At 72.2% G+C, this 18,230-nt stretch carries 17 protein-coding genes; 4 read left to right on the plus strand and 13 right to left on the minus strand.

Annotation, left to right across the window (positions count from 1 at the left end):
- Positions 1–41 precede the first annotated feature (41 nt).
- From cobT to ACFWNV_RS34560, 7 genes are all read right to left on the minus strand, one after another.
- Positions 42–3,386, minus strand: a complete 3,345-nt coding sequence (gene cobT, locus ACFWNV_RS34530; RefSeq protein ID WP_383954748.1) for a nicotinate-nucleotide--dimethylbenzimidazole phosphoribosyltransferase — start codon at positions 3,384–3,386, stop codon at positions 42–44.
- A 227-nt stretch (positions 3,387–3,613) separates the two neighbouring features.
- Complete coding sequence (gene cbiE, locus ACFWNV_RS34535) at positions 3,614–4,831, minus strand: precorrin-6y C5,15-methyltransferase (decarboxylating) subunit CbiE (RefSeq protein WP_383954750.1); 1,218 nt, start codon at positions 4,829–4,831, stop codon at positions 3,614–3,616.
- 115 nt (positions 4,832–4,946) lie between these two features.
- Positions 4,947–5,720, minus strand: coding sequence for a GNAT family N-acetyltransferase (locus ACFWNV_RS34540; protein WP_383954752.1), 774 nt, complete (start codon positions 5,718–5,720; stop codon positions 4,947–4,949).
- Positions 5,721–5,953: 233 nt separating this feature from the next.
- Entirely contained in the window at positions 5,954–6,817 is an 864-nt protein-coding gene (locus ACFWNV_RS34545; RefSeq protein ID WP_383954754.1) for a MetQ/NlpA family ABC transporter substrate-binding protein, read from the minus strand.
- Between the two features lie 101 nt (positions 6,818–6,918).
- The gene (locus ACFWNV_RS34550) at positions 6,919–7,587 is read right to left on the minus strand and encodes a methionine ABC transporter permease (RefSeq protein ID WP_266910281.1); all 669 of its coding nucleotides are present in this window, start codon (positions 7,585–7,587) and stop codon (positions 6,919–6,921) included.
- On the minus strand, positions 7,584–8,639 hold the full coding sequence (locus ACFWNV_RS34555) for a methionine ABC transporter ATP-binding protein (RefSeq protein ID WP_383954756.1): 1,056 nt from the start codon (positions 8,637–8,639) through the stop codon (positions 7,584–7,586). Before ACFWNV_RS34555 ends, ACFWNV_RS34550 begins: the two co-directional genes overlap by 4 nt.
- A gap of 383 nt (positions 8,640–9,022) precedes the next feature.
- Complete coding sequence (locus tag ACFWNV_RS34560; RefSeq protein ID WP_383954758.1) at positions 9,023–9,697, minus strand: HAD-IA family hydrolase; 675 nt, start codon at positions 9,695–9,697, stop codon at positions 9,023–9,025.
- 68 nt (positions 9,698–9,765) lie between these two features.
- Here ACFWNV_RS34560 and ACFWNV_RS34565 point away from each other — a divergent pair, with 68 nt between their 5' ends.
- Positions 9,766–10,134 (plus strand): hypothetical protein, encoded by a 369-nt coding sequence (locus ACFWNV_RS34565; RefSeq protein ID WP_327251839.1) that lies wholly within the window; start codon positions 9,766–9,768, stop codon positions 10,132–10,134.
- On the plus strand, positions 10,127–10,561 hold the full coding sequence (locus tag ACFWNV_RS34570; RefSeq protein WP_383954761.1) for a hypothetical protein: 435 nt from the start codon (positions 10,127–10,129) through the stop codon (positions 10,559–10,561). The genes ACFWNV_RS34565 and ACFWNV_RS34570 overlap by 8 nt, the downstream gene beginning before the upstream one ends.
- Before the next feature lie 24 nt (positions 10,562–10,585).
- Here the strand turns inward: ACFWNV_RS34570 and ACFWNV_RS34575 are convergent, their stop codons facing one another.
- The 3 genes from ACFWNV_RS34575 to ACFWNV_RS34585 all read right to left on the minus strand — a co-directional run bounded on the left by ACFWNV_RS34575 (position 10,586) and on the right by ACFWNV_RS34585 (position 12,971).
- Complete coding sequence (locus ACFWNV_RS34575) at positions 10,586–11,092, minus strand: GNAT family N-acetyltransferase (protein WP_383954763.1); 507 nt, start codon at positions 11,090–11,092, stop codon at positions 10,586–10,588.
- A gap of 37 nt (positions 11,093–11,129) precedes the next feature.
- Positions 11,130–11,681 (minus strand): RNA polymerase sigma factor, encoded by a 552-nt coding sequence (locus tag ACFWNV_RS34580; RefSeq protein WP_383954765.1) that lies wholly within the window; start codon positions 11,679–11,681, stop codon positions 11,130–11,132.
- 102 nt (positions 11,682–11,783) lie between these two features.
- Complete coding sequence (locus ACFWNV_RS34585; RefSeq protein ID WP_383954767.1) at positions 11,784–12,971, minus strand: glycerophosphodiester phosphodiesterase; 1,188 nt, start codon at positions 12,969–12,971, stop codon at positions 11,784–11,786.
- 315 nt (positions 12,972–13,286) lie between these two features.
- Here ACFWNV_RS34585 and ACFWNV_RS34590 point away from each other — a divergent pair, with 315 nt between their 5' ends.
- Positions 13,287–13,907, plus strand: a complete 621-nt coding sequence (locus ACFWNV_RS34590; RefSeq protein WP_267756847.1) for a 1-acyl-sn-glycerol-3-phosphate acyltransferase — start codon at positions 13,287–13,289, stop codon at positions 13,905–13,907.
- A gap of 5 nt (positions 13,908–13,912) precedes the next feature.
- Here the strand turns inward: ACFWNV_RS34590 and ACFWNV_RS34595 are convergent, their stop codons facing one another.
- The 3 genes from ACFWNV_RS34595 to ACFWNV_RS34605 form a co-directional block, all read right to left on the minus strand.
- Positions 13,913–15,385 (minus strand): membrane-associated oxidoreductase, encoded by a 1,473-nt coding sequence (locus tag ACFWNV_RS34595; RefSeq protein WP_383954770.1) that lies wholly within the window; start codon positions 15,383–15,385, stop codon positions 13,913–13,915.
- A gap of 69 nt (positions 15,386–15,454) precedes the next feature.
- Positions 15,455–16,999: an MFS transporter gene (locus ACFWNV_RS34600; RefSeq protein ID WP_383954772.1), complete on the minus strand. Its 1,545-nt coding sequence runs from the start codon at positions 16,997–16,999 to the stop codon at positions 15,455–15,457.
- On the minus strand, positions 16,996–17,547 hold the full coding sequence (locus ACFWNV_RS34605) for a TetR/AcrR family transcriptional regulator (protein WP_383954774.1): 552 nt from the start codon (positions 17,545–17,547) through the stop codon (positions 16,996–16,998). The genes ACFWNV_RS34600 and ACFWNV_RS34605 overlap by 4 nt, the downstream gene beginning before the upstream one ends.
- A gap of 98 nt (positions 17,548–17,645) precedes the next feature.
- Here ACFWNV_RS34605 and ACFWNV_RS34610 point away from each other — a divergent pair, with 98 nt between their 5' ends.
- Positions 17,646–18,161, plus strand: a complete 516-nt coding sequence (locus ACFWNV_RS34610; RefSeq protein WP_383954776.1) for an HAD domain-containing protein — start codon at positions 17,646–17,648, stop codon at positions 18,159–18,161.
- The last annotated feature ends 69 nt before the right edge of the window (positions 18,162–18,230 follow it).

The following is an 18,230-nucleotide window of genomic DNA, read 5'->3' on the forward strand; positions in this document are numbered from 1 at the left end:
CCCCGCTCCTCAAACGCCGGAGGGGATGGATACAGCCCTGGCTACTTCTCCGTGACACCCGCCGAGTCGAAGGTGGCCACCTCGTGCATCGCCCGCGCGGCGCTCTGCACCAGCGGCAGCGCCAGCAGGGCGCCCGTGCCCTCGCCGAGGCGCAGGTCCAGGTCGACCAGCGGGCGCAGGCCGAGCTTGTTCAGGGCGGCCACGTGGCCCGGCTCCGCGCTGCGGTGTCCCGCGATGCAGGCGGACAGGGACTCCGGGGCGATCGCCCGGGCCACCAGGGCGGCCGCGCCGGCGCTGACGCCGTCCAGGATCACCGGGGTCCGCAGGGACGCTCCGCCGAGGAGGAGGCCCACGATCGCCGCGTGCTCCAGGCCGCCGACGGCCGCCAGGACGCCGATGGGGTCCGCCGGGTCCGGCTGGTGGAGTTCCAGGGCGCGGCGGACGACCTCGACCTTGCGGGCGTGCGTCTCGTCGTTGATGCCCGTGCCCCGGCCGGTGACCTCGCCCGGGTCCACCCCGGTGAAGACCGAGATCAGGGCCGCCGACACCGTGGTGTTGGCGATGCCCATCTCGCCCGTCAGGAGGGCCTTGTTGCCCGCCGCGACCAGGTCGCGGGCCGTCTCGATGCCGACCTCGATGGCCGCGACGGCTTCCTCGCGGGTCATCGCCGGCCCGACCGACAGGTCGGCGGTGCCGGGGCGGATCTTGCGCGGGAGCAGGCCCGGCGTGGCCGGGAGGTCTCCGGCTACGCCGACGTCGATCACGCAGACCTCGGCGCCCACCTGGTTGGCGAACGCGTTGCACACCGCGCCGCCGCCCAGGAAGTTGGCCACCATCTGCATGGTGACCTCCTGGGGCCACGGGGTGACCCCCTGGGCGTGCACGCCGTGGTCACCCGCGAAGATCGCGACCGCGGCGGGCTCCGGGATCGGCGGCGGGCAGACCCGCGAGAGGCCGGACAGCTGGGCCGAGATGATTTCGAGCATGCCCAGGGCCCCGGCGGGCTTGGTCATGCGCTTCTGCCGCTCCCAGGCCTCGCCGAGCGCCTTCGCGTCGAGCGGGCGGATGCTGGCGACCGTCTCGGAGAGCAGGTCGTGCGGCTCCTCGCCGGGCAGCGCGCGGCGCCCGTACGTCTCCTCGTGCACGACCCAGGCGAGGGGCCGCCGCTGCGACCAGCCGGCCTGCGCGAGCTCGGGCTCGTCGGGGAACTCGTCCACGTAGCCGACGCACAGGTACGCGACGACCTCCAGGTGCTCGGGGAGGCCGAGCTCGCGGACCATCTCTCGCTCGTCGAAGAAGCTGACCCAGCCGACCCCGAGGCCTTCGGCGCGCGCCGCGAGCCAGAGGTTCTCCACGGCGAGGGCCGAGGAGTACGGGGCCATCTGCGGCTGGGTGTGCCGGCCCAGGGTGTGGCGGCCGCCACGGGTGGGGTCGGCGGTGACCACGATGTTCACCGGGGTGTCGAGGATGGCCTCGATCTTGAGTTCCTTGAACTGCTTGGCGCGGCCCTTGGGCAGCGACTTCGCGTAGGCCTCGCGCTGCCGCTCGGCGAGCTCGTGCATCGTCCGGCGGGTCTCCGCGGACTTGATGACGACGAAGTCCCACGGCTGGGAGTGGCCGACGCTGGGGGCGGTGTGGGCCGCCTCCAGGACGCGCAGCAGCACCTCGTGCGGGATGGGGTCCCGGCGGAAGCCCTTGCGGATGTCGCGGCGCTCGCGCATGACGCGCAGGACGGCCTCGCGCTCGGCGTCGGCGTATCCGGGGGCCGCCTCGGTGACCGGGGCCTCGGGCTCCGCTTCCGGCTCGGCGGCCGGCTCGGGCTGAAGCTCGGGCTCCGGCCCGGTTCCGGCCTCGGGGGCCTGTACGGCGTCCACGTCCAGCGGCACGCCGGTCTCCGCGACCGCGGCCGGCTCGGACTCGGCGGCCACGACGGGGGCGGGCTCGGGCAGGGGCTCCGGCTCCTCGGCCTGGACCACCGTTTCTGCGGACTGCGGCGCCTGCTCCTGCTCCTGCTCCGCTTCCGCGACCGGCTCGGACTCCGGCCCGACGGCGATGGCAACGGCGGCAGCAGGGGCCTCGGCCGCGGCCTCCGGAGCCGCCACGGGCTCGGCTTCCGCCACGAGGGCGGCCTCGGGCTCTGCGAAGGTGACGGGCTCGGCCACGGGCTGCGGCGCGGGCTCGGCGAGCACCGGCTCGGCGACGGCGACGGGCACGGCGGCGGGCACCGGCTCGGCCACGGGCTCCACCACGGGCACGGGCACGGACTCGGGCTCCTGGACGAGGACCGGCTCGGGCCCGGCGAAGGCGACGGGCTCGGCCGGCAGCTCCGCGGCGGGCTCGGCGACGGGCTCCGCCGCGGCCTCGGCCACCGGCTCGGCCACGGGCTCCGCCGGGGCTTCCGGAGCCGGCTCCACGCTCCACGGCGTCCCGGCCTGCACCGGGATCTCGACGGGCTGCGGCTCCTGGCCAGGCACCTGCTCGGCCCCGGCCTGCGTGAAGTCCAGGTACTCGAGCCCCGTGGTCGGCGGCCCGGACTGGCGCACCGGGACGGGCATCGCCGGGGTGCCGAAGGCAGGGGCGGGGGCGGGAGCGGCCACGGGCTCGGCGGCGACGGGAGAAGAGGGCACGGAGTCGACCGGTACCGGCACGGGCGCGGCCTGCGGGGCCGGGGCCTGCAGCGGGCTCTGCGCGGGCGCCGGCGCCGCGGCGGGGCCGCGGTCCGCGAGGGACCGTACGACTCCGCCGGTGGCCTCGGGCACGGGCGGGCCCATGTGCAGCGGGCGCCGCACCGGGGCCGGGGCGACGGGGGCCGCCGGGGACTGGGGCTGCGCCATGGCCTGCGGGGCCACGAGGCCGCTGAGGTCGAGCGCGCCGGAATCCCGGCCGCCGGCCTCGTGCGCGCCGGCGCCGCCGTAGGAGGCGTCGGCGTAGGAGACATCGGTGAAGGCGGGCTGCCCGGCGAACTGCCGGCCGTCGAAGGACTGCTCCGCGAACTGCTGCCCGTCGAAGGACTGCTGCGGGTAGCCGGCGCTCTCGTAGCCGAGCGGGGCCTCCGGGACCGGGAGCTGCCCCGGGTGGGGCTGCTGGTACTCCGGGGCCCCCGCGAAGTCGGCGTAGGGGGCGTCCACGTACGCGGAGGGCTCGGGGAACTCGGGGAAGGCGGGCACCGGCGGGACGACCTGGGGGTCGCTCCACGCGCCCTGGCTGCTCGGCATCAGCAGCAGTTCCTCGTCCTCCGGCTCGGCCGGGTTGTCCACGAGGTCCTGGAAGGCGTAGCTCCCGGTCGCCGGGGAGGACAGGGGAACCGGGGCGGGGACGCCCTGCTGATCCACCATGCCCGTGCTGTCCGGGAAACCCTCGCCCGGAACCTGGCCGGTGTCAGTCATGCGTACCCCTCGCCCATCGGTGTTGCCTCTTCGACTGCCCGGTCGCCCACGAGGCCTCACGTACGCCCGCACGACAACCAGTAAGTATTGTCCTGCCCGTTCGCCACCGTGTCGGCCATAACCGCCACGGTCCTCTGTGGACTGCGCCACGTCGCGCGTCCAGCCGGAGCCCGTGCCCGAATCGTCCGGGCGGTGTGACGATCGGCCAGCCTACCCCGGGCTCGTGGCTAGGGTCGGTCCGGGCGGTGAACGGGGCGTTCGGCGGCCAGCAGGAACACCACGGAGCGCTGTTGTTCGGTCCAGGTACGGGTGTCCAGGGCGACGGACTGGAGCAGCGCGCACTCGACGGTGTATCCGCCCTCGGTCAGGACCCGTCCGATGGCCTCGGCCTCGTCGCGGGTGGAGGCGTGGCTGACGATCCGTTCGGGGCGCCGGTCGGCGACGGCGGCGACGACCGGGGCTCCGCCGCCGCCGACGCGGACGACGTCGGGTTCGGGCAGGGTCTCCAGGACGTGCGGGGCGCGGCCGTTGACGACCTGGAGCTGTACGCCCCGGGCCCGGGCGGCGGCGGCCGTGCGGTCGCAGGCGTGCCGGTCGGCGTCGACGGCGATGACGGCGGCGCCGAGGGCGGCGGCGTCCACGGCGAGGGCTCCGGAGCCCGAGCCGATGTCCCAGACGAGGTCTCCGGTGCGCGGCCCGAGCCGGGCGAGCTGGGCCGCGCGCAGCTGGGTGGACTCGCCTTCTCCCACGTCGATCTGCGGGCGGGCCCAGCCCCGTCCGGCGGCCGGGGCCGCGCTCCGGCCGAGCAGCCAGGCCGGTTCGGCGGTGGTGGCGGCCGGTCCGGTACCGCCGATGACGATGACCACGTTGGGGTCGCGCCAGCTGTGGTCGGCGGCCTTGTCGGAGGTGAGGACGGTGACCTGTTCCTTGTCGGTGCCCAGTTCCTCGCAGATGACGAAGGTGCGGTGGACTCCTTCGAGCAGCAGGGCCAGTTCGGCGGGACCGGCGCCGGGCGAGGTGATGACGGCGACCTTGGGGTGGGCGCGGCAGACGTTGACGGCCCGGCGCAGGGTGCGGCTGTGGGCGACGACGACCTGGGCGTCGTCCCAGGGCATCCCGGCGCGGGCGAAGGCGGCGGCGACGGCGGAGACGGCCGGTACGACCTCGACCTCCAGGCCGTGTTCCGGGGCGCGCAGGGTCCGTACGACGCCGAAGAAGCCGGGGTCCCCGTCGGCGAGGACGACGGCGGTGCCGCGGTGGCCGGCGATCCGGCGGGCGGCGAGGGGCAGGCTGCCCAGGCGCACGCGTTCGGCCGCGGGCGGGACTTCGGGGAGCGCGAGGTGGTGGGCGGCGCCGGCCACCAGGGTGGCGGCGGAGAGCGCGGACCGGGCTGCCGCGGTCAGGGGGGAGCCGTCCCAGCCGATCACCGTGACCCGGTCGGCCATCGTCGTCAGTCTCCTGGTGTGGGAGCGGGCCCTGCCAGGCGGCTGCCGGTGCGGGGCGGAGCTTCGTCGCTTCGTCAGGGGGGGGTGGGCTTCGTGAGACTACCCGGTCGTCCGGTCAGTTCCGGTCCGAGAAGAGGGCGTAGCCGTTCGCGTCGTTCGCGTGCGCGGGCTCGATGCGGTAGTCCTCGCGCGCCTCGGCGCGGGGTTCCGCGTAGCCCACGGAGTAGCCGTCCGAGTAGCCGTCTCCGTAGGTGTCGGAGTATCCGTCGGAGTAGCCGTCCGCGTAGCCGGGGTAGCCGTCGCCGTCCTCGTCGAGGTCCTCGGGGACCAGGCCCCAGACGATGAGGTCGCTGCGGGTGTCGGACCAGGATCCGTCGGGGTTCTGGGTGCGCACTATGCAGGCGTTGCGCAGGACGCCTTCACTGATGCAACCGGTCTTCTGGGCCACCTGCTGGGAGGCGGTGTTGTCGGCGGCGGTGCGCAGTTCGAGGCGTTCGAAGCCCTGGTCGGTGAAGAGCCAGCGGGCCAGGGCGCGGACGGACTCGCTGGCGTAGCCCTCGCCGCGGGCCCAGGGGGCGGTGACGTAGCCGACCTCGGTGGTGCGGGCGCGCCAGTCGGTGTCCTGGAGGTGCACGATGCCGACGAGCCGCTGGGTGAGGAACTCGGTGACGGCGAAGACGATCCCGCGGCCTTCGGTGCGCTCCGCGTGGGCGCTCTTCGTGGCCCAGGTGACGGCGTCGGCGTAGGTGTAGGGGTGCGGGACGGAGGTCCAGGCGGTGACGTGTTCGTCGTTCATCATCTCGGCGAGCGCGGTGACGTCTTCTTCCTCGAAGGGGCGCAGCACCAGCCGGTCCGTGCTGATGGTGACGTCCGGGAAGGTGGTAGTCATGCGCAGCTCCAAGCCTGAGACCGTGGTGCGACCGTGATGCGGGGCGACCGTGGCGCGGGTCCGTGTATACGGTCCGCAGCGGCGGGTCGTAGGCCACAGCATGCAGCATCGGCCTGGGGATGTGCAGGGCCGGGCTGCCCGGAAGCGGGCAGCACGGGGCCCCGTACACCGGTGGGGCGTACGGGGCCGGGCGGGCCGGCCGGATCGGGCCGGCCCGGTGCTGTCGGCCTGGATCAGGCGGCCGGCTTGCCGAAGGCCGGGATGACCGAGCCCTGGTACTTGTCGTCGATGAACTTCTTGACCTCGTCGGAGTTCAGGAGCTTGGCGAGCTTCTGGATCCGGGGGTCGTTCTCGTTGCCCTTCTTGACCGCCAGGATGTTGGCGTAGGGGTTGCCCTCGGCCTTCTCCAGGACGAGGGCGTCCTTGGCGGGGACGAGCTTGGCCTCGATGGCGTAGTTGCCGTTGATGACGGCGGCGTCCACGTCGTTCAGGGCGCGCGGGACCGTGGCGGCCTCCAGCTCCTTGAACTCCAGGCCCTTCTTGTCGGTGATGTCGGACAGCTTGGCGGCGGTGCCGACACCCTCCTTGAGGGTGATGAGGTTGTTCGCGGCGAGCAGCTGGAGCGCGCGGCCCTCGTTGGTGGGGTCGTTGGGGACGGCGATGGTCTGGCCGGCCTTGATGTCGGTGAGGGCCTTGTCCTTCTTGGAGTACAGGCCCAGGGGCTCCAGGTGCACGTTCACGACGGGCACGATGTCGGTGCCGTTCTTCTTGTTGAAGTCGTCGAGGTACGGCACGTGCTGGAAGTAGTTGGCGTCGACCTGGCCCTGCTGGGTGGCGGTGTTCGGCAGGACGTAGTCCGTGAACTCCTTCACCTCCAGCTTGAGGCCTTCCTTGGCCGCGAGGTTGTCCTGGACGAACTTCAGGATGTCCGCGTGCGGGGAGGGAGAGGCCGCGATGACCAGGGGCTTGCTCTCGTCGGTCTTGCCGCCGTCGGCCTTGGTGGAGGACGGGTCCGAGGAGCTGCCGCAGGCGGTGAGTCCGAGGGCGAGCGCCGAGACGGTGGCGGCGAGGGCGGTGAGCTTGATGTTCTTGCGCACGAAGAGTGCCTTTCTTGCGTCTTGCTGTATGGATGACGGCCCAAGCACGACAAGTGCGGGCTTTCTTGGGGAAAGTTGGTGTATGTCCGGCTCGGGCCGGTTCAGGCTGTCCGACCGCGCCGCGCGAGGAGGCGTACCACGCCGTCGCCGATGAGCTGGATCACCGTGACGAGCACGATCAGCACCACGACGGTGGCGATCATGAAGCCGGTCTCGAAGCGCTGGAAGCCGTACGTGATGGCCTTGGAGCCGAGGCCTTCGCCGCCGACCGCGCCGGCCATGGCCGAGTAGCCGATCAGGGTGATCACGGTGGTGGTGACGGCCGCGATCAGCGAGGGCAGCGCCTGCGGGAGGAGCACCTTGCCGACCAGGGTCGGGATGCCGCCGCCCATGGACTCGACGGCTTCGACCAGGCCGTGGTCCACCTCGCGGACGGCGGTCTCGACGAGCCGGGCGAAGAAGGGGATGGCGCCGATGGCGAGCGGGACGATCATGGCGGTGGGGCCGATGAAGGTGCCGACGATCGCCGTGGTGACCGGGATCAGGAAGATCAGCAGGATGATGAACGGGAGCGAGCGGCCCATGTTCACGATCACGCCGAGGATCTTGTTGACCGCGCGGTTCTGGAGCAGGCCGCCCTTGTCGGTGAGGACGAGCAGGATGCCGATGGGCAGTCCGCCCAGGATGGTCACGAGGGCGGACCACAACACCATGTAGAGGGTGTCGAAGGTGCCCTGCGTGAGCAGCGGCTGCATTTCGGACCAGGTCACTTCGCACCATCCTTGACCAGCTCGGCCAGTTCGCCGTCGACGTCCGTCTCCGCCTCTACGACATCCACCTGCAGGCCCTGCTCGCGCAGGAAGCCGACGGGTACGACGTTGTCCTCGTAGCGGCCGGGCAGCTCGATGCGCATGCGGCCGATCTGCCGGCCTGCGACGGTGTCCATCGCGGCGCCGAGGATCGATATGTCGATGTTGTAGGTGCGGGCCAGCTGGGAGATGACCGGCTGGGTCGCGGTCTCGCCGTGGAAGGTGACGTCGATGACCGTGTGCTCCGCGGTGGTCGCGGACCCGGTCAGCGGGAACAGTTCGTGGGCGAGCTCGGAGCCGGGGGTGGCCAGCAGCTCGGTGACCTTGCCGGCCTCGACGATCCGCCCCTGCCGCATGAGGGCGGCCGAGTCGCAGACGGACTTGACCACGTCCATCTCGTGCGTGATGAGCAGGACGGTCAGGCCCAGCTGGCGGTTGAGGTCGCGCAGCAGCTGGAGGATCTGGCGGGTGGTCTCGGGGTCCAGGGCGCTGGTGGCCTCGTCGGAGAGCAGCACCTTGGGGTCGCCGGCCAGGGCGCGGGCGATGCCGACGCGCTGCTTCTGTCCGCCGGAGAGCTGGCCGGGGTAGGACTTGGCCTTGTCGGCGAGGCCGACGAGGTCGAGCAGTTCGGCGGCCTTGCGGGAGCGCTCGCGGCCGGAGACCCCGAGGATCTCCAGGGGCAGTTCGATGTTGCCCTGGACGGTGCGCGAGGACAGCAGGTTGAAGTGCTGGAAGACCATGCCGATGCGGCTGCGGGCCTCGCGGAGCTCCTTGCCGGCGCGGCGGCCCCGGCCGGCGAGGGCGGTGAGGTCGACCCCGTCGACGGACACCGTGCCGGTGGTGGGGCGCTCCAGCAGGTTCACGCAGCGGATCAGGGAGGACTTTCCGGCGCCGCTCTGGCCGATGACTCCGTAGACCTCGCCCTGGCGGACGTGCAGGTCGACGCCGTCCAGGGCGGTGACCTCGCGGCCACGGGACTGGTAGACCTTCGTGAGGCCCGATGTGGTGATCACAGGATTTCCGTCGCTGTCGAGTGCGCGGCGCAGCGGGTGCCGGGCACGGGGCAAACATCTGGGGACGCGATACGGGGCAACCCGCCGAAAAAAACGTAAATCGACGGCTTCGGCGCATGCGCGGGCAGGAGCGTTCCGGGTTCACACGGGGGTGCCGGGAGCTGCTCGGCCGGTCTCGCTTCGGGGCGTGAGACCTGGGGCAGGGGCCCTCAGAAGGCGCGCATTCGACACATACAACGAGCACCGGGCGTCATCGTCGCCTCGGTCGCAAGGGTGCGGCTGCTCGTCGTGGTCATGGGCCCCAGTAAACCAGACGTTCCCCGTCACCGATCAAAGGTGTCCGAATAGCGGACGGATTTCGGCCGCATACCGGACAGGTGTGGTCAGGACCGATCATCTGTCTCGATGGTCAGTCCATCGGCTCCGACCAGTACGGACACGGCCGAGAGGTCCCTGACGACCACGTCCGCGTCGAGTTCGGAGGCCGGGTGCGTTGTGGTCAAGGCCACGGTGGTCATCCCCGCGGCACGGCCCGCGGCCAGGCCGGCGGGGGCGTCCTCGAAGACCGCGCAGCGGGCCGGGTCCACCCCGAGCCGGGCGGCCGCCAGCAGGAAGGGCTCCGGGTCGGGCTTGCCGCGGGTGATGTCGTCGGCGGCCACCATCTCCGGGTAGTCGATCCCGACCTCCCGCAGCCGGGCCTCGGCCAGCGGACGGGTCGCGGAGGTGACCACGGCCCAGCGGCCGGCGGGGAGGGCGGAGAGCAGCTCCTTGGTACCGGGGAGCAGGACCACGCCGCCCGCCACGTCCTCGGTCTCCAGCACCTCGATCCGGGCGAGCGCCCCGGCCCGTACGTCCTCGGGCAGGAGGTCGGCGATGATCTCCGCGGCCGGGCGGCCGTGGAGTTCCACCGCGGCGAAGTCCTCCTCGGTGATGCCGTACTCCCGGGCCCAGCGGGTCCAGCAGCGGTGCACCGACTCCATCGAGGAGATGAGCGTGCCGTCGTTGTCGAACAGCAGCGCGTCGAATTGCGGGCCGAGCTTCCCGTGCAGCAGGTTCATACCTTCCAGGAAAGCCCGGGGGCAGGGGTGAGCGCATCGGGTCTTTCGGCCCGTAATACCCTCGCTGCATGCTCGACGCCCTGACGGTCGCCATCGGCGTGGCCGCACTCGCCCTCGCCGCCTGGTGCGGTTTCGCCGCCTGGCGGGACCAGCCGACCAAGGACTGGCACTTCATCGGCATGGCCGTGGTGACCGTCCTGGTCCTGGCCCAGCTGGTGATCGGCCTGGTCCAGCTCGCCCGCGGCGAGAAGCCCGGCCAGGGCACGGTGCTCTTCCTGGCCTACCTGGTGGGCGCCTTCGCGACCATCCCGGCGGCGGGGCTGCTCTCGCTGAGCGAGCGGACCAAATGGGGCTCGGTGACGGTGGCCGCGGGAGCGGTCGTCCTCGCCGTCCTCGAAGTACGGCTCTACGACATCTGGGGAAACACCGGTGCCTGATACCGACACGGACGCCACGGCCGCCGCCACCCCGCCGGCCGGGCGCAAGCGACTGGTGACCGGGCCCGGCGTGCTGCTGGTCTGGTTCTACGGAGTGATCACCGTCGGCGCGGTCTCGCGCTCGATCTACCAGATCTCCACCGAGTTCGACCGGGCGCCGCTCGCGTACTCGCTGTCGGCCGTGGCCGCGCTGGTCTACGCCTTCATCACGTACTCGCTCGTGCGCGGCGGGGAGACGGCCCGCAAGGCGGCGCGGATCTGCTGCGCCGCCGAGCTGGCCGGCGTACTCGTCGTGGGCACCTGGACCCTGGTGCGGCCCGAGGCCTTCCCCGACGCGACCGTGTGGTCGGACTTCGGGATGGGCTACCTGTTCATCCCGGTGATCCTGCCGATCACCGGGATGCTCTGGCTCAGGGCCAAGCGCTAGGCGCCGGGGCTCGGGCGTTGGGCCTCAGGCGCTGACCGCGAAGTCGGTGGCCTCCTTGGCCTCCTTCTCCAGGATCACCAGGCGGACGCCGTCGGACGCGGTGCGCCCGCCGACCTGGGTGTAGCCGGCCTTGCGGTAGAGCCGCAGGTTCGACTCGCTCTTGTGGCCGGTGAACAGCCGGAAGCGGGTGGTCGCGTCGTTGCCGGACAGGGCCGCCTCGACCGCGCCCAGCAGCCGGGCGCCGAGGCCGTGGCCCTGGAGCCGCGGGTGCACGCAGAGCTTGGCGATCTTGCCGGTGCCCTCCTCGTCGACGGTGCCGCGCACGGCGCCGACGATCTCCTCGCCGAGCCGGGCCACCAGCACGGTGTCCGAGGCCAGTTCGGCCTTGAGGGAGTCCAGGGACTGGGTGAGCGGCTGGATGCGGTAGTTGCCGTACAGCTCGGCCTCGCTCTGGAACGCCAGATACTGCAGTTTGATGATCTGCTCGGCATCCTCGGCAGTTGCCGCCGAAATGGTCACGCTCATGCCCATGTGCGCATGCCTCCCGCTCACCTGGTGGCCTTCTGGTCTACCGCTCCATTCCCCGCAGGGCGGGAGCCGCAACCTCTACGGCCAGCATTCTGCGCAGACATCCCAGGCAACGGGAACGGACGGGCCCCAAACTTCCTTGTGAGATACCCAACTCTCCTGCGATTTCACGGTAAGTGAGGTCCCTGGGCGACAGAAGTGCCCTCATGAGCTCCGGACACCTTCCGGGCAATCGGGCGACCGCCGATCGGAGGGCCCGGTTCGCCTCGCCGTGCAGGAGGGCGTCTTCCGGTTCCGCGCCCGTGCTGCTACGGGTGCCCGCGCCGGGCCCGCCGTGCACGGACTGCCGGTCATACGGGACTTCGCGCCGGGCCCGGCGGCGCGCCCGGCGGGCCTCCCCGCGCACCGCCCGGCGCAGCCAGTCGGCGGGTTCGGCGGGGATGCGGCGGTGCTCCAGCAGCCTGACCCAGACGGCTTGTTCCACGTCGGCGGCGTCCACCCCGGTGCCGGCGGTCTCGGCGGCGGCTTCCGCGGAGAGCAGCGGGCGGAGCGTTTCGAACAGGTCGGGGAGATCAGCCTTCAGCAGGTCCATGCCGGGCGGGACGCGAAGGCCGTGCCGGGCGGTTTCCCCGCCGGGCACGGCCCACTCGTACGAGAAGCTCCGGTCAGGTGTTGACGCCTGAGGCGCTGACGCCTAGGCCTTGGCGCCGCGGCCGGGGCGGAAGGCCTCCGCCGCGAGCAGGCCGGTGTCGGGCTGGTCGGTGAAGATCCCGTCGATGCCCTGGTCGAAGTAGGCCTTGAAGGCGCCGAAGGCGTCCCCGTAGGCCGTCGGGTCGGTGCCCTTGCGGAACTCGGCCGGCAGGAAGCTGTTCTCGTTGCGCGCGGTGTAGGGGTGCAGGATCAACCCCTGTGCGTGGGCGTCCGCGACCAGGGTGGTCGGGGCGCCGAGCTTGCCGGCGGCGTCGCGCGGCAGGATCAGGTCCATGGTCGGGCCGATGCCCTGGGCGAAGCCGGCGATCCACCGGAGCCCCTCGGGCTTCACCAGATCGGCGACCGTCCGGGGGTCCTTGGCCAGCTCGAAGTCCCACGGGCGGGTGCCCGCCGCCGAGAGGAGCACCACGCGCGGGGCGGACACCAGCCGGGAGAGCCGCTGGATGCTGGAGGGTTCGAAGGACTGCAGGAAGAGCGGCGCGCCCCGGCCGTCGCGGCCGTAGCGGCGCAGCAGCCTGGCGAGGGGCTCCTCCAGGGCGAGGCCGAGGCCGCGGAAGTAGCTGGGGTGCTTGGTCTCCACGTGCAGCCACACGCGCTTGCCGCGCCGCCGGCCCTCGCGGTCGGCCCAGCGGAGCACCTCTTCGAAGGTGGGGACGTCCCAGCGGCCGTCGTAGAGGGTGTTGCGCTGCCGGAGGGCGGGGATGCGTTCCTTCGCGCGCAGGGTCTTGAGCTCGGCGAGGGTGAAGTCCTCGGTGAACCAGCCGGTGACCGCGACCCCGTCGACCGTCTTGGTGGTCTTGCGGGAGGCGAACCCGGGGTGGTCGGCGACGTCGGTCGTGCCGCCGATCTCGTTCTCGTGGCGGCACACCAGGTGGCCGTCCCTGGTGGGCACGAGGTCCTGTTCGACGACGTCGGCGCCGAGGTCCAGCGCGAGCTGGTAGGACCCGAGCGTGTGCTCGGGCCGGTAGCCGCTGGCTCCCCGGTGTCCGATGACCGTCGGCACCGGCAGGTCCCGGTAACCGCCGCCCTGCCCTGCTCCCTGCCCTCCCCCGTGGCCGCTCTCCGCGGCTGCCGCCGGACCGGCGCCCGCCGCGAGTCCACCGAAGGCTCCGCCCGCCGCCACGACGGCCGCGCCCAGTACCGTGCGCCGCGCTGCCCCACCCTGCGTCATGAGTGCCACTCCCCCTCGGACAAGGGCCGGGCGTCCCGGGATCTCCGGGGCCTGCGGCCCGAATCCGCGTGCCGATGGTAGGCAACCGGCGGTGGCGTGCGGGGGTGCGCGGGCGGAACACGGCGGAAACGCGCGTCAACACTGCGTATCCACCTCGTGAACCCGATGTGCGATCAGACCGGACCCGCGAGTATCGTCCTCACCTGCACTACCGCCGCGTGGTGGGTGCGAGAACCCTAGCTTTTCGATGCCGGAGGGCCCACGTTGTTCCGTACGCGCCTGATCAAAGCCACTGTCGGACCCGTCATGCGCCTGATGTTCCGCACCCGTGTCGAGGGCATCGAGAACATTCCGGGCACCGGGCCGGTGATCCTCGCGGGCAACCACCTCACCTTCATCGACTCGATGATCCTGCCGCTGGTGTGCGACCGCACGGTCCACTTCATCGGCAAGGACGAGTACGTGACCGGCAAGGGCATCAAGGGCCGCGCCATGGCCTGGTTCTTCACCGGCGCCGGCATGATCCCCGTGGACCGCGACGGGGCCAACGGCGGCGTCGCCGCCCTGATGACCGGCCGCCGCATCCTCGAAGAGGGCAAGATCTTCGGCATCTACCCCGAGGGCACCCGCTCCCCCGACGGCCGCCTCTACCGCGGCCGCACCGGCATCGCCCGGCTGACCCTGATGACCGGCGCGCCCGTCGTCCCCTTCGCGATGATCGGCACCGACAAGCTGCAGCCCGGCGGCGCCGGAATGCCGCGCCCGGGCCGGGTCACCGTCCGGTTCGGCGAGCCGATGGAGTTCTCCCGCTACGAGGGCATGGACCGCGACCGCTACGTGCTGCGCGCCGTCACCGACTCGGTGATGGCCGAGGTCATGCGGCTCTCCGGCCAGGAGTACGTGGACATGTACGCGACCAAGGCGAAGGCCGCGTAGCTCTCCTACTGCCGTTGCAGTGACCGGCTGACGCCCGCCGCGGTCGTCGTGGCGAGGACCCAGCCGGTCACGATCAGCAGGTACGACAGCCACTGGTACCAGCCGTCCGGCGCGAAGGCCTCTTCCTGGCCGAAGCCGATGATCGGCAGCATCAGGTCGATCGTGTAGAAGACCGGATTGAATTCCGGCGACTCCCCCGCCTTCAGCTCCCGGGGGTGGTGGAACCAGTACGCGAGCGTCCCCGTGAGCAGCAGCGCCAGCAGCCAGCCCGCGGCGCGCAGCGGCCGGAAGCCGTAGCCCACGGTGGCGTCCTGGAGCAGCCCCCACACGCGCGCGTGCCGGGGCAGGGTGCGGCGGTGCCGGCGCAGCTTGGCGAGCTGCACGGTCCGGGCACCCGCCTCGTCGCCGACCGTGCGGTAGGCCGTGGCCAGTTGCTCGTAGGCGTAGGGGAGGTAGCCGGACTCCTCGCGCTCCAGGGCGGGCAGTCGCTGTTCGGCGGGCAGGTGCGGGGCGAGCGTGCGGTACGTCAGCCCGTCGATCCGGATCTGCGCGGGCCAGGTCGCGGGCGGGACGTGCAGCAGGTCGAAGGTGGAGCGGCGCAGGTTCACGGCGCCCTGGACGGTCGGGCAGGAGCGCAGCCACACCTCGCCGGCGAGGCAGCTGGAGACGCGCAGGGCGACGCCGCCGGGGTTGACGAGTCGGGCGTAGGCGAGGTTGAGCTGGCCGGGTATCCGGGAGCCGCTCAGGTTGACCCGGCCGCGGGCCTCCAGCCGCATGGCGCGCAGGTCGGTGCCGACGGTCAGGGTCTCGGCGTGCAGGGCGGTGCCGCCGGGGGCGAGGAGCCGGGCGTCGTCGAGGTTGATCTGGCCGCCGACGGTGGCGCCGTTGATGCGGGTCTGGCCGTGGACGGTGAGTCCCGGGGCGATGACGTCGGTGCCGATGTCGGCGTGGTTGAACTGGAGCGGGGGCTCCTCGGACTCGTCCGCGCCTGGCGTGCCGATGACGGCCCGGGTGAGGAAGAGCCCGCCGGCTATCCGGGCGCCGGCGAGCCGCACCGGCCCGGTGATGCGGCAGCAGGAGAGCCGCAGCACGACGTCGACGGCGACGGTGGCTCCGGTCAGTCCGGGCAGCGCGGAGTCCGACAGGACCAGGGCCCGCAACTTGGCCCCGTAGATCAGCGGCTTGCGCTCGAACCAGCAGCCGCGCAGCCGGATCGCGTGGTCGACGACGGCGTACTTGAGGTTGAGCTTGCCGGTGATCCGCACGCCCCGGACGTTGAGGCCCGCGACCTGGCCGGCGGCGGAACTGCCGTTCAGCAGCAGGGCGGTGAGCACCTCGGCGCGTACGGTCCGCTCCGGGCCCCAGCCGACGCCCTCGGAGGCGTCCTCGTCGGGGCCCTCGCAGAAGTCGACGCGCTCCCCGAGGGGAAAGGCGTCCCATACGCGGCGCTCCGCCGGGGTCAAGTCGTTGATCTCCATCGCCGGGATGGTGTCCCGCACGTCGGCGGACTGTCAACTCCGTGCGGAACACCACTCCCTGGCGCAGCGTCAGTGCTCGATGCCGTCCTGGAGCTCCTGCCCCTTGAGGAGGAACCAGGCGGCCACCGCGGTGGCCAGCAGGACGGCCGCGCCGACGCCGGAGGCCAGTCGCAGGCCGTCCACGAAGGCCTCCTGGGCGGCGCCGACCATCTGCTGGGCGGTCTGCGGGTCCAGTGACTTGGCCGCTTCGACGGCGCCGCCGAGCGATTCGTGGGCGGCGTCGGCGACGGGGCCGGAGACGGAGGCCGGGGCGGTGAAGCTCTGGTAGACGCCGGTGACGACCGAGCCGAGCAGGGCGATGCCGAGGGCGGCGCCCAGTTCGTAGGCGGTCTCGGAGACGGCCGAGGCGGAACCGGCCTGCTCCTTGGGGACGCTGGAGAGGATCACGTCGGCGGTGACCGTGAAGGAGAAGCCGGCGCCGAGGCCGACGATGAGCAGGGCGGCGCCGAGCAGCGGGTAGCCGGTCTCCTTGTGGATCACGGTCAGTGCGGCCAGCGCGATGCCGATGGCGGCGAGGCCTCCGGTGACGATGACCCGTACCCCGTACTTGCGGGCGTACCTGCCCGCGACCAGGCCGGTGACCACGGCGCCGACGGCGGCGGGCAGTTCGGCCAGGCCCGCTTCCAGCGGCTCGCGGCCCTGGACGAGCTGGAGGAACTGGGAGAGGAAGAAGACCAGTCCGGACAGGCCGAAGACGGTGAGCAGGTCGGCGAGGACCGCGCCGGAGAACCCGCGGTGCCGGAAGAGCCGCATGTCGAGGAGCGGGGACGGCAGCGTGAACTGGCGCCGTACGAAGGTGTAGAGCGCGCCCGCTCCGATGGCGGCGGCCGCCCAGACCTCCCAGCCGAGGCCGTGGGTGGCGACCTGCTTGACGGCGTAGACCACGCCGATGATGCCGACGAGGGAGAGCCCGACGCTGAACAGGTCCCAGGGGCCGGCGACCGGGTTCTTGGACTCGGGCAGCAGCTTGATGCCGACGATGACCAGGACGATCATCACGGGGAGGTTGATGAGGAAGACCGAGCCCCACCAGAAGTGCTGGAGCAGGGCTCCGCCGACCACCGGGCCGACGGCCGCGCCGGCCGAGGCGGTGGCGCCCCAGATGCCGATGGCGAGGCTGCGCTCCTTGGGGTCGTGGAAGATGTTGCGGATCAGCGCGAGGGTCGAGGGCATCAGGGTGGCGCCGGCCACGCCGAGCAGGGCCCGGGCGACGATCATCATCTCGGGGCTGGTGGCGTAGGCGTTGAGGACCGAGACGGCGCCGAAGGCGGTCGCGCCGACGAGGAGGAGCTTCTTGCGGCCGATCCGGTCGCCGAGGGAGCCCATGGAGACGAGCAGGCCGGCGATGACGAAGGAGTAGATGTCGCCGATCCACAGGAGCTGGGTGCCCGAGGGCTTCAGGTCCTCGCTGAGGGCGGGCGTGGCGAGGCCGAGTACGGTGGCGTCGACGGCGACCAGCAGGACGGCCAGCACGAGCACGGAGAGGGCGAGCCAGCGCCCGCGCCGGCGGCCCTCCGCCCCCTGCGTCCGGGTCAGCTGTTCGGTACGGCTCATTTCTCCACACTCCGTCGTGCGCCACCGAGCAGCAACTCGGTGATCATGTACTGAAAGTCCTTGGCCGCGACCCGGCCGTCCATGACGGCCCAGGCGCAGGCGCCGATGAGGCTGTAAAGGGCCTCGGTGAGCCAGGCGGAGCTCAGGTCGATCCGGATGTCGCCCTCCTGCTGGCCGCGCCGGAAGAGGGCACCGACGCGGGCGTCGAGGCGGGCCCAGCCCTCGTTGACCTGGTCTCCCTCGAAGAGCTGGTTCTCGGTGACGAGGAAGGCCAGCAGCTCGGCGTTGGGCTCCGATTCGGCGACGAGCCTGCGGAGCGCGTCGATCGCCGTGTCCTCGTCGAGCCGGGCGTTGTCGAAGGCCACCTCGAACTCCCGGATGCCGAGCTCTTCGAGCGCCCGTACGAGGGCGTCGCGCCCGGCGAAGTGCCGGTGGAGGGTCGCGCGGCCGATGCCGGCGGCCCTCGCGACCTCGTCCATCGTGGCGGTCGACTTGCGGGAGAGCAGCGCGGCGGCGGCGCGGAGCACCTGGTCACGATCCATAGCCATGAGACAAGCATAACCCGAATGAGACGTTGACGTCTCATCGAGCCGTCTCATCAAACAAATGAGGTGCCCCTTCGGGCACCGGAAGGAATCCTGCCGAAATGAATCCGAAGCCCCTGCTGCTGATCGACGTCGACGGCCCGCTGAACCCCTACGCGGCCAAGCCCCAGCGGCGCCCCGAGGGCTACCGCACCCACCGGATGCGCCCGACGGGCTGGACCGCCGCCGAGAGCGCGAAGCCCCTGCGGGTCTGGCTGAATCCGGACCACGGGGCGGAGCTGCTCGCGCTCGCGGAGGCGTACGAGCTCGTCTGGGCGACCACGTGGAAGGGCGAGGCGAACGAGTGGATAGGCCCGCACCTGGGCCTGCCCGAGCTGCCCTGGATCGACTGGCCCCAGATGCACGGGCGCGCACCGCGCGGGACGTTCTGGAAGACCCAGTACATCCTGGAGTACGCGGGCGGGCGGCCCTTCGCCTGGATCGACGACGACATCAGGGACATGGACCGCGCGTACGTGGACCAGCTCCACCCCGCACACGCACTGCTGCTGCGGATCGACGAGCGGATCGGGCTGGTCCGGGCCGACTTCGACGCGCTGGCGCACTGGGCGGCATAACGCCGCAGGGGCGGGGCGGGCCCGGGGGGGGCGGGCCCCCCAGCGGGGCCCCCGGGTGGGCGCGGCGGG

The sequence above is a fragment of the Streptomyces sp. NPDC058401 genome, from assembly GCF_042722885.1.
GTDB lineage: Bacteria > Actinomycetota > Actinomycetes > Streptomycetales > Streptomycetaceae > Streptomyces.

Excerpts from the sequence above, each read along its gene's own strand:
- ACFWNV_RS34565 (WP_327251839.1), top strand. The coding sequence starts at position 9,766 with ATGCTCGACGCCCTGACGGTCGCCATCGGCGTGGCCGCACTCGCCCTC.
- ACFWNV_RS34590 (WP_267756847.1), top strand. The coding sequence starts at position 13,287 with ATGTTCCGCACCCGTGTCGAGGGCATCGAGAACATTCCGGGCACCGGG.
- ACFWNV_RS34585 (WP_383954767.1), bottom strand. The coding sequence starts at position 12,971 with ATGACGCAGGGTGGGGCAGCGCGGCGCACGGTACTGGGCGCGGCCGTC.
- ACFWNV_RS34560 (WP_383954758.1), bottom strand. The coding sequence starts at position 9,697 with ATGAACCTGCTGCACGGGAAGCTCGGCCCGCAATTCGACGCGCTGCTG.
- cbiE (WP_383954750.1), bottom strand. The coding sequence starts at position 4,831 with ATGGCCGACCGGGTCACGGTGATCGGCTGGGACGGCTCCCCCCTGACC.
- ACFWNV_RS34600 (WP_383954772.1), bottom strand. The coding sequence starts at position 16,999 with ATGAGCCGTACCGAACAGCTGACCCGGACGCAGGGGGCGGAGGGCCGC.
- ACFWNV_RS34575 (WP_383954763.1), bottom strand. The coding sequence starts at position 11,092 with ATGGGCATGAGCGTGACCATTTCGGCGGCAACTGCCGAGGATGCCGAG.
- ACFWNV_RS34610 (WP_383954776.1), top strand. The coding sequence starts at position 17,646 with ATGAATCCGAAGCCCCTGCTGCTGATCGACGTCGACGGCCCGCTGAAC.
- cobT (WP_383954748.1), bottom strand. The coding sequence starts at position 3,386 with ATGACTGACACCGGCCAGGTTCCGGGCGAGGGTTTCCCGGACAGCACG.
- ACFWNV_RS34540 (WP_383954752.1), bottom strand. The coding sequence starts at position 5,720 with ATGACTACCACCTTCCCGGACGTCACCATCAGCACGGACCGGCTGGTG.
- ACFWNV_RS34605 (WP_383954774.1), bottom strand. The coding sequence starts at position 17,547 with ATGGCTATGGATCGTGACCAGGTGCTCCGCGCCGCCGCCGCGCTGCTC.
- ACFWNV_RS34580 (WP_383954765.1), bottom strand. The coding sequence starts at position 11,681 with ATGGACCTGCTGAAGGCTGATCTCCCCGACCTGTTCGAAACGCTCCGC.
- ACFWNV_RS34595 (WP_383954770.1), bottom strand. The coding sequence starts at position 15,385 with ATGGAGATCAACGACTTGACCCCGGCGGAGCGCCGCGTATGGGACGCC.